Below are 9,854 nucleotides of genomic sequence, written 5' to 3'. Positions count from 1 at the left end.
TTTTTTATTGGAAATCGTCGCTGGCCTAATTGCTTATACATTCCAACCTAAAAAACCGAGCTTGAATTTACGGGATTGTGATATCGCTATTTTTAAACGAAGCTGAGGTTAATTATTAAATCTGAGGCGTTTCTGGCAGACGCCTATTTCACCCAATTTGGGCAGTATTATCTGCCCAAAATTATACCCGTCATCTTTCAAGTTGCCTCTTTGTTGGCTGCACTCACCCCGGTCACATCGTTATCTATGCTCCCGGGGATTCGTTCCCTTGCCGTCGCGATGCATCTTGAAATCCATAGGGTATAAGTGAATCTCTATTTTATTAATCGTGATGACTTCTTAAATTGATAATATTCAGCCAATGTCATTCCTCGAACCTGTGGCTGTAAGTAGTTAAAGAGTGCCTCCAGATCTTGATAAAGTAATTCAATCTGTTCTTCATTTTTAAATGTCGGGCTACCACCAGGCATAAATTCAGATGAATGCAACATAAATTCAATATAATCACTGCCTTCTGCTAATGTCTGTTGGACAACTTTTTTCATTTGTTCCAAATTGCCTCCTTTTGGTCTTAACCAGTTAACAGATGGAGAACGCTGTTTCCCTCGTAAGCTATCATATTTCTGTTTAAGGAAATTCATCAGCGCAGAGTGCTTATATTGAATACTCATAGGAACTTCCAGCAAAGAAGAGTCACCTTCTTTAGCAATATTCTGCAAATCCACAAAATAGGCATAAGATGGAAAGTGACGATAATCAGTTCCACCGTTGCCATTAGGATCGCCTTTGGTGAAACGCCAATTAACCCGTGGTGTTACTGAACAATCGACTTGATAACCATATTCCACCAGCAATTCAGCATAATATTCATTAAATGCCCAACGACCTGCCCGATGGCTTAATATTTTAATCTGTAGTTTTTCTTCCAATAACTTAGTCATCAGATCAATTTTGGCTCTAACTTGTTCTTTTGGAAATTCAATCAGATAAGGTTTATAATGCATGTCATCGTCGGTAAGAGGAACAAGTGGTGGATTATTCCAGGCATGTAAATGCATACCAATTTCCCCCTGTCCTCTGGCAATAACATCTTTAGCAAATTCAATATATAAATCATCCATTGCCATTTCATAGTTCGTCAACCAAACTGGCTTAAAACCAAAACGTTCACATAAGCGCTGAAATCTTGGTAAATAATGAGTATTTTTTGTCGAGATCTGACCGTGATTTTGCCACAGGTCATCACCCTCAGTATCAATAGTGATAATAAATGCAGGTCGAGTCATCAGAATATGCCCACAATAGAATAAAATGATGGTTTTATAGTACGCAGATCTATGAAATAGTGCAATTATCTTATCATATATATAGCAGTTCTATATCTCATTAAATCCTATATTTCGTATCTAATCTTATCAATAAAAAAACGCTATGAAATGTTAGAACTTTCGGGAAATTGTTTTTTCTTCTATTAAGTTCTCTTAATTTCTGGAACTTTTTTTATCCATTAACTTATCCTAATAACCAAACTTGAAAAGTACATATAACCATTCTTACTTCTTCATTAAGGATAAATATTTTGCCAAAATAATATCTAAATCAAACTTCTTATACATATCCTTGGTAATTACAGGCGGTTCATAATAGACAAACTTCATTTTTTCTGCAAACGAATCAACTGTCAGTTCTGATTTATATTTTTCCAACTCACCAACCATAATTTCATTAACGCCACCTGGGCACATCGTGCTGACAATGGGGGTATCACAAATCAACGATTCAATTAACACATTCCCTAATCCTTCACTGTCAGAACTCAAAACAACCGCTTTAGCTCCACGGATAACAGGTAATGGATTTTCAAGGAATCCCGTTAAAATAACTTTAGACTGTAAGTTTAAATCCACAATCTTCTGCTTTATCTGTTGAGTAATAGCCTCATCTCCGTGGCCAACAATCAATAATTTACATGGAATATCTGCTTTTGCAAACGCTTCTAATAAACGATCATGCCGCTTAACCCGGTGAAATCTACCAACATGTAATAAATAGGTTTCATCCGAATATAGGTTATTTTGCAGAGATTTTTCTTTAATATCTGGGATGTTGAAAGGGTTATAAATCGTCACCATTTCATTAGGCGTAAGTAACAAATTATTCTTTAAATCTTTCCCTACAGCATCAGATACACAAATTAAATTCCGGTTATTATATGTCCACTTGATTTTTTGTTTCTTGATCCAGCGAGATAATCCCGTCTTATTACCAAGATATGAGTTTGAAAATACACCATGAATACAAAACCATACATTTAACCCCGCTAACACTTTTGATTGCACGACAATACGATCAGTTTTATGCAAGTTTGAGACAATCAGCGTAGGGATTCCCTTGCGAAGAAAAACTTTTTCTAAAACCTTATCCATAGATTTAGCCCTACGGCAAATCTCAGTCTGTCTTCTAAAAGGCCCTCTGTATCCATCAACATCAATGATCAGTTCAATACCACTCGGTACTGAATATTCACATTTCTCTGCCAAAGAGAGCAGCGTAACATCATATCCTCTCTGTTGCAGGCCATCACAAAGCCGGATAGTGACATTTTCCGCACCGCCGCCAGGTAATCCATCAATGATAAATAATATATGTCCTTTCATGATGATGAGAGCACCTTTTCGTATAATCCAATGAGCTGTTGTGATAAATGTTCCGGTGTATAACAGAGTATTCCTGTTCTCGCTAATTCTGACATTTTATTATTCAAATGATCCGAAGGCGTATTCTGAATAGCTTCCGTAATATCTGAAACAGCCAAAGCATCACATACAAACCCGTTATTCCCAGAGGTAATAAATTCAGCACCACCACATGTCGTACTGGTTATTACCGGAAGCCCGCAAGCCATTGCCTCCAGTATCACATTTGGAAACGGATCATATAAGGTCGGTAGCAACAAACCATCTGCAAGCTGATAAAAAGGCAATGTCCTTTTCTGGACTCCCATAAACCTAATGCGCTCATTACACCCCAGTGAATTAGCTAACTGCTTATATTTCTTCTCTTCTTTATCCTGCCCCACAACTATTAAATAAGCATCAGTTGCACTCACTGCCTGAATCGCGGCTTTTAATCCCTTTCGCTCAAACCCCGAACCAACATAAATTAAACATTTAGCCTGCAAGGGAAGGTTATGCTCTTTCCTTAATTGTGTTCTCTGAGATTCCGTTGCCGGGAAAAATTGTTTATTGTCTATCGAATTATAAATAACCGATATTTTTTCCTCAGAAAGCCCAAAATCCGTCATGACCTCCCTTTTTACCATTTCCGAGTTACAAATAACCATTTTTAATTCCGGTGCAGAATACATCTTTTGCTCAGCATCCATCACATAACGATGGTAACGACTCGTAAAAAGTAATTTGCTCCGCCAAGGAGATAAAACACGCGCACGCTGCTGTAGCCAGCGCTGATGAACACCGTCACCCGCACGATAAATATCACAACCGGCAATGCGTTCATGACTTTGAACAAGATCAAATTGCTCTTGTTCCCATATTGTTTTGGCAGCTTTGGCAAATCCTCTCTCACGGCTGATGCGCCCCCATTTATGAGGATTTGCTAAATGAACATGCCAATCAGGATTAACGTCTCCCTGCCAGGAACGCGTAATAACGTTAAGCTCCAAATTTTCATTCCCTAAAGCCTCTAAGGCACGGGAGACAAAACGTTCTGCACCACCATCCGGACGATATTTCTGCCGAACAATCGCAAGACGTACTAATTTCATAATAAATTTCTCCGGGCGGCAGCAATAACCATCTCACTGGGAATGACATTCAGATAACGTATATCCGTTTTAGTATCAACATCATCAGGATCAGGTAAATCACCATAATCACCAGCCCAAATAACTTCACCTTTCGCTTCCCACGGACGCCAGAATACTAACTTTGATGGCCCAAATAAAGCGATACCCGGTGTTTTTAACGCAGCTGCCATATGCATAGCAACAGAATCCATCCCGATGAATAAATTGGCCCCATCAATCAGCGCTGCAAGTTGAGGCAAAGTTAATTGGCCGGCAAAAGAAATCACTCTCTCTTTTGGGCAATTTGATAAAATCTTCTCTACCATCTCTTCCTCCTTACGATCTGGCCCGGAGGTAACAACGATTGCCCAACCATCAGACTGCAATGCATTAATCGTTTCGCTCATCTTTTTTTCATCCCAACATTTAAAAAACCAGCGGGATGTTGGCTGCACAACAATATATTTTTGATCTACACCATGCTTATCAAGAAGCATCAAAACAGCCTCTTTATCCTGCTGGCGGTAACTCATCGTCACTGTAGTGTTGATTAACGGAAGATTTAACAGCGAAAGAGCTGACAAATTTTGCTCAACAATATGCAAAAACTGACTATGCTCTGTCAGCACAAGATTTGTGAAACATTTTTTCCAAAATAGGCTGCGTCGTTTTGCTAAATCAAACCCAATACGCACTTTTGCGCCAGTAAATCGGGTCAAAAATGCACTATACCATTGATCAGTAAGATTAATAACCAGGTCGTATTGACGATGCCTTAATCGTTTAAGCAATCTCCATTCATGACCCAAATGTGTTTTAATTCCCTGTTTCTTCCATTGTCTATCTATAGAAAATAGATTAGCCACAGCAGAAAAATCAGCCAATATTGGTTCGGTTTCTTTGTAGAGTAAAACATCAATTTCCACCGCTGGATAATTATCCTTAAGGGTATTAATAACCGGTGTAATTAATAATACATCACCATGATGTCGTAACTTTATTATTAGAATACGGTCAAATTGAGTGTGTAATTTACTCATTGCATTCCCAGTATAAAGATACAGATAAAAGAGAAAACTGCCGCAACCATGTGCAGAAGCTGCAAAAAATCCACTCTACCTTCACATATAATAGAAGCACGATCTTACGCAAAAATCCTAATTTACCTCTCCAATTCTGTTCAGATCCTAGAAGCCATACGCATTTTCATACTTTCTTTGAAGCAATGTGATACTATTGACACTAATTTATATAAGTGAATTTGATAGAATGTTACTGCGTTTATATCAGGTACTTCTCTACCTTATCCAACCTCTGATTTGGTTGCGTTTATTGCTCCGCAGCCGCCAAGCCCCTGCTTACCGTCAGCGCTGGGGTGAACGCTACGGTTTCTGTGCCGGTAAAGTTGCCGCTGGAGGCATCCTGCTCCATTCTGTTTCCGTTGGTGAAACGTTGGCCGCCATCCCTTTAGTCAGAGCCTTGCGCCATCACTATCCTTTTTTACCGATTACCGTGACAACGATGACGCCAACGGGTTCAGAAAGAGTGCTTTCTGCTCTGGGAAATGATGTTCATCACGTCTATTTGCCATACGATCTCCCCGGTTCTATGGAGCGCTTTCTCAATCAAGTTAATCCAAAGTTAGTCATTATTATGGAAACAGAACTTTGGCCTAATCTGATTTTCCAACTTCACCAACGTAACATTCCTCTGGTCATTGCTAATGCCCGTTTGTCTGCACGTTCCGCTGAGGGATATCAAAAAGTAGGGAATTTCATAAAAACAATTTTGCGCAGCATTACCTTAATTGCCGCTCAGAATCCGGAAGATGGTGAACGTTTTGTTGAGCTGGGTCTAAAACGCTCTCAACTGACTATCACTGGCAGTTTGAAATTCGATATCTCAGTAACACCTGAATTGGCAGCCAAAGCAGTGACATTACGGCGCCAATGGGCTGCTCGCCGTCCTGTCTGGATAGCCACCAGCACCCATGATGGAGAAGAGAGTATTATTCTAGATGCTCATTGCAAGTTACTGAAACAATGTCCAAGCCTGCTGCTGATCCTAGTACCACGCCACCCTGAACGTTTTATTAAAGCTGAAGAATTAACAAAGAAAGCCGGACTCAGCTATATTCTTCGCAGTTCTGATAAAATCCCTGACGCCAATATTCAGGTAGTTATCGGCAATACGATGGGAGAACTGATGCTGCTCTATGGTATTGCCGATCTGGCTTTTGTTGGTGGCAGCCTGGTTGAGCGTGGCGGCCACAACCCGCTAGAAGCGGCAGCCCATGCTATTCCGGTGCTGATGGGTCCTCATACCTTTAACTTTAAGGATATCTGCACCAAGCTGAATCAGGCTAATGGTCTGATTACCGTTACGGACAGCCACTCTTTATTCACCGAGATCAATAGTTTACTGACTGACGAAGATTATCGTCTGTATTATGGTCGCCACGCAGCAGAAGTACTGCATGAAAATCAGGGGGCTCTTCAACGTCTACTTAAACTGCTGGAACCCTATCTCCCACCTCGGAGCCACTGAATGAATGACAAAAAACGTCTTTCCGTTGTCATGATCGCTAAGAATTCAGCGGATCTGATAGCAGATTGTCTGACCTCAGTCCGTTGGGCTGATGAAATCATCGTACTCGATTCTGGTAGTTCAGACGATACCTGCCAGATAGCACAGGCAATGGGTGCAAAAGTATTCTCCAATACTCACTGGCCGGGATTTGGTCGTCAGCGTCAGCTAGCTCAGCAATACGCTTCTGGCGATTATATTTTTATGATCGATACTGATGAACGCGTAACATCAGAACTCAGAGCATCCATAGAACAGACTCTGGCACATATTGATAACAATAAAGTCTACAGTTGTGCCCGCCGTAACTTGTTCCTTGGCCGCTTTATGAAACACAGCGGCTGGTACCCAGATAGGGTCATTCGTCTCTACGCCCGTGATCGTTATCAATACAATGATAATCAAGTTCATGAATCCCTTGAAACTCATGGCGCTCCAGTCGTTATTTTGCAAGGGGATTTACTTCATCTTACTTGCCGTGATTTGATGGAATTTCAGAGAAAACAGCTAAATTATGCTAAAGCCTGGGCAGAACAGCGCTATGAACAAGGTAAACAGTGCGGTTATTTCTCAATTTTCAGTCACACTTTTGGGGCTTTTTTTAAAACCTGGCTGTTGCGAGCTGGCTTTCTTGATGGTAAACAAGGGTTAGTATTGGCTATTGTCAATGCTCAATATACGTTTAATAAGTACGTCGCATTGTGGGAAAAGAGACAACAAAAGGGTAAAAATTGATGAAAACCAAAGCCATTTATCCCGGAACATTTGATCCTGTTACCTACGGTCATATCGATATCGTCACCCGCGCCGCAGATATGTTTGACCATGTTCTATTTGCTATTGCCAACAGTGCCAGAAAGAATCCTATGTTTACTCTGGATGAGCGCATTACCCTGGCAAAAGAGGTGACCTCACATTTGGATAATGTAGAGGTGGTAGGTTTTTGTGAATTGATGGCTAATTTCGCCAAAAAACAGCAAGCCAATATCCTTATCCGTGGCCTTCGTTCAGTATCTGATTTTGAGTATGAATGGCAGCTTGCCAATATGAACCGCCACTTTATGCCAGAATTAGAGAGCGTTTTTCTGCTGCCATCACAAAATCTCTCGTTTATCTCTTCATCCTTGATTAAAGATGTCGCTCTCCACGATGGCGATATCTCATCATTCCTGCCAGAACCTGTCGCCCAAGCCATGCTAAAAAAACTGGGCAAGTAATTTACTCCGTTCACTGGAGGCGGCACAAAGTAGAATATTCCCTATGCAACGCCTCCTAACTATCCGATATCAACTAATACTGACAGTGACGGCAAAAGAAAGTACCGCGCTGCCCAAGCTTAATACTCTCTATTTTTTCACCACAAATTCGGCATGGTTCTCCTGCTCTGCCATAAACAAACAATTCCTGAGCAAAATAGCCCGGTTTACCATCAGATTGCAGGAAATCTCTGAGTGTCGTACCACCCCGCTCAATAGAGCGTTGTAGAACCGTCTTAATCGTTTCCGCCAGTAAATTAGCTTCACGCTCAGTTAAAGTATGCGCGGGACGATCTGGCTGAATATGGGCAGTAAACAACGCTTCATTTGCATAGATATTACCAACGCCAACAACCAGTTTGTTATCCATTAGCCAGGGTTTAATCAAGGTTTTTTTATTACTTGATCGGGTGTAGAGATAAGAACCATTAAAATCATCAGAAAGTGGCTCAGGCCCTAAATGAGCCAATACCGAGCACCGCTCAAGATCATCACTCCATAACCACGCACCAAATCGTCTGGGATCGGTATAACGCAAAACCTTACCATCTGCCATCACTAGATCCACATGATCGTGTTTCTCCGCAGGGCGTTCCTCTGGCAAGATACGCAAGCTGCCCGACATCCCCAAATGGACAATAATCCAACCACTTGCCAGTTCAATCAGCAAATATTTGGCCCGGCGTTGAATGCTAAGCACAAGCTGGTCACTCAACTTCATAATTTCTTCCGCCACCGGCCAACGTAACCGACCATTCCTGACTACCGCATACTGGATCACATTCCCTACCAGATGTGGCTCTATTCCCCTCCGGCTGGTTTCTACTTCTGGTAGTTCTGGCATGGTGATAACTCCTAACTATGTATATTGCTTAAACTCTATTGCATCTGAGCAGATTAAGATAATCTTTTCATGTATTATTTCCAACTAAACTCAACAGAAATGAAAGCAGACTGATGAATATGTTTAATATTAAAAGTAATGATAAAAGGTCATTATGGAATTTATCCATCATTGGGATTTATATAGCCCTTGTTTATCTACCTGATATAACGAGATATAAAAATCTGGTTATCGTGCTTATTGGCATTACAGCACTAACCTACCTAGTGACAGATTTTCGTCAAGTGATGCGCTCCATGCGTAATTCACTGTTTCTATCCATTCTATTATTCATCGTAGCAATGTTCTATTCAGTAGCAATTTCCGTCAATCCTGCATTGAGTTTTCAAGAGATGAATAAACCTATCTTAAATGGGCTATTATTGTTCAGTTTTACTTTTCCTGTGGTACTGTACAAAGAAAATAAAGAAAGTATTGCCAAGATGATTCTGTACTCATTTGCCATTGGTATGCTAGCAATATGCCTAACTGATATTGGCAAATACATTATTAACTACAATAAAGGTGAAATGCCTTTTACTAACTTCAACCACCGAGAATTTTCTTACGGTTTTATTTTCTATTTTCCGGTCTTACTTTGTACTTGGGCATTGTGGAAGAAACATACCTTAGTGAGTTGGCTGATACTGGCTGTTGCTTCCGCTATCAGTCTGTTTTTGTTATTAGGTACCTTAGCTCGTGGCGCTTGGGTCGCCATTGCCGTCATCACTGCTTTTATCATCATCATTAATCGGGAATGGAAGCTGACCATAATAGCGAGTTTAATCCTTAGTTTTTCAGTTGTGCTTTCTCACACTACGATAATAACTAATGAAAATACTCAATTATTATTTTGGAAACTTACTCAAACTGATAGCAGCCATCGTTATAAAAATGGCACACAAGGGACTGCTTTTGAGTTGATTCTAGAGAACCCGATTAAAGGCTACGGTTATGGCAATAAAGTCTATCATAAGGTCTACAATGAACGAGTTGCTGACTATCCAGACTGGATATATCGCACATCCATCGGCCCCCACAATATCTTTCTGGCACTCTGGTTTGCCGGTGGAATCATTGGTTTGATTACCACTTTACTGATGACCTTCTCAGCGCTGTACACAAGTAGCCATATTATTAGCCGTAACAATGGTGTAATAAAGCAGGCCAGTATTATTCTACTGACGGGATTTATCGGATTGTTTATTGTCCGAGGAGCCTTTGAAAATACCTATATCAATGAAATAGGTATTCTATTCGGCCTGATGATTGCTCTATATCAGCAGAAAAACGATTAACCAGATATCTCAGCTATATTATC

The 9,854-nt window shown here is 40.6% G+C and carries 9 protein-coding genes; 4 read left to right on the top strand and 5 right to left on the bottom strand.

All coding sequences use genetic code 11. From position 1 onward, the window contains the following. Positions 1 to 314 precede the first annotated feature (314 nt). The 4 genes from ACGF5R_RS14570 to rfaQ all read right to left on the bottom strand — a co-directional run bounded on the left by ACGF5R_RS14570 (position 315) and on the right by rfaQ (position 4,848). Entirely contained in the window at positions 315 to 1,286 is a 972-nt protein-coding gene (locus ACGF5R_RS14570) for a polysaccharide deacetylase family protein (RefSeq protein WP_387691414.1), read from the bottom strand. A gap of 267 nt (positions 1,287 to 1,553) precedes the next feature. Beyond that, entirely contained in the window at positions 1,554 to 2,657 is a 1,104-nt protein-coding gene (locus ACGF5R_RS14565; protein ID WP_387691412.1) for a glycosyltransferase, read from the bottom strand. Beyond that, the gene (locus ACGF5R_RS14560) at positions 2,654 to 3,787 is read right to left on the bottom strand and encodes a glycosyltransferase family 4 protein (protein WP_112877818.1); all 1,134 of its coding nucleotides are present in this window, start codon (positions 3,785 to 3,787) and stop codon (positions 2,654 to 2,656) included. Before ACGF5R_RS14560 ends, ACGF5R_RS14565 begins: the two co-directional genes overlap by 4 nt. Then, positions 3,784 to 4,848 (bottom strand): putative lipopolysaccharide heptosyltransferase III, encoded by a 1,065-nt coding sequence (rfaQ, locus tag ACGF5R_RS14555; RefSeq protein ID WP_112877819.1) that lies wholly within the window; start codon positions 4,846 to 4,848, stop codon positions 3,784 to 3,786. The genes ACGF5R_RS14560 and rfaQ overlap by 4 nt, the downstream gene beginning before the upstream one ends. Positions 4,849 to 5,077: 229 nt before the next feature. Here rfaQ and waaA point away from each other — a divergent pair, with 229 nt between their 5' ends. From waaA to coaD, 3 genes are read left to right on the top strand one after another with little or no spacing between them, the layout of a single operon-like run. Next, complete coding sequence (waaA, locus tag ACGF5R_RS14550) at positions 5,078 to 6,355, top strand: lipid IV(A) 3-deoxy-D-manno-octulosonic acid transferase (protein WP_387691410.1); 1,278 nt, start codon at positions 5,078 to 5,080, stop codon at positions 6,353 to 6,355. Further along, positions 6,356 to 7,129, top strand: coding sequence for a glycosyltransferase family 2 protein (locus ACGF5R_RS14545; protein WP_387691408.1), 774 nt, complete (start codon positions 6,356 to 6,358; stop codon positions 7,127 to 7,129). Beyond that, the gene (gene coaD, locus ACGF5R_RS14540; RefSeq protein WP_112877822.1) at positions 7,129 to 7,611 is read left to right on the top strand and encodes a pantetheine-phosphate adenylyltransferase; all 483 of its coding nucleotides are present in this window, start codon (positions 7,129 to 7,131) and stop codon (positions 7,609 to 7,611) included. Before ACGF5R_RS14545 ends, coaD begins: the two co-directional genes overlap by 1 nt. A 73-nt stretch (positions 7,612 to 7,684) precedes the next feature. Here the strand turns inward: coaD and mutM are convergent, their stop codons facing one another. Continuing rightward, positions 7,685 to 8,494: a bifunctional DNA-formamidopyrimidine glycosylase/DNA-(apurinic or apyrimidinic site) lyase gene (gene mutM, locus ACGF5R_RS14535; protein ID WP_112877823.1), complete on the bottom strand. Its 810-nt coding sequence runs from the start codon at positions 8,492 to 8,494 to the stop codon at positions 7,685 to 7,687. A gap of 119 nt (positions 8,495 to 8,613) precedes the next feature. Between mutM and rfaL the strand changes: the two genes are divergently transcribed. Beyond that, positions 8,614 to 9,831 carry an O-antigen ligase RfaL gene (rfaL, locus tag ACGF5R_RS14530; protein WP_387691406.1) on the top strand — a complete coding sequence of 406 codons (1,218 nt, stop codon included), beginning with the start codon at positions 8,614 to 8,616 and terminating at the stop codon, positions 9,829 to 9,831. The last annotated feature ends 23 nt before the right edge of the window (positions 9,832 to 9,854 follow it).

Source organism: Photorhabdus sp. RM71S (assembly GCF_042879355.1).
In the GTDB taxonomy this organism is placed as follows: domain Bacteria; phylum Pseudomonadota; class Gammaproteobacteria; order Enterobacterales; family Enterobacteriaceae; genus Photorhabdus; species Photorhabdus kayaii.
This window is presented reverse-complemented; position numbering and strand designations above follow the sequence as displayed.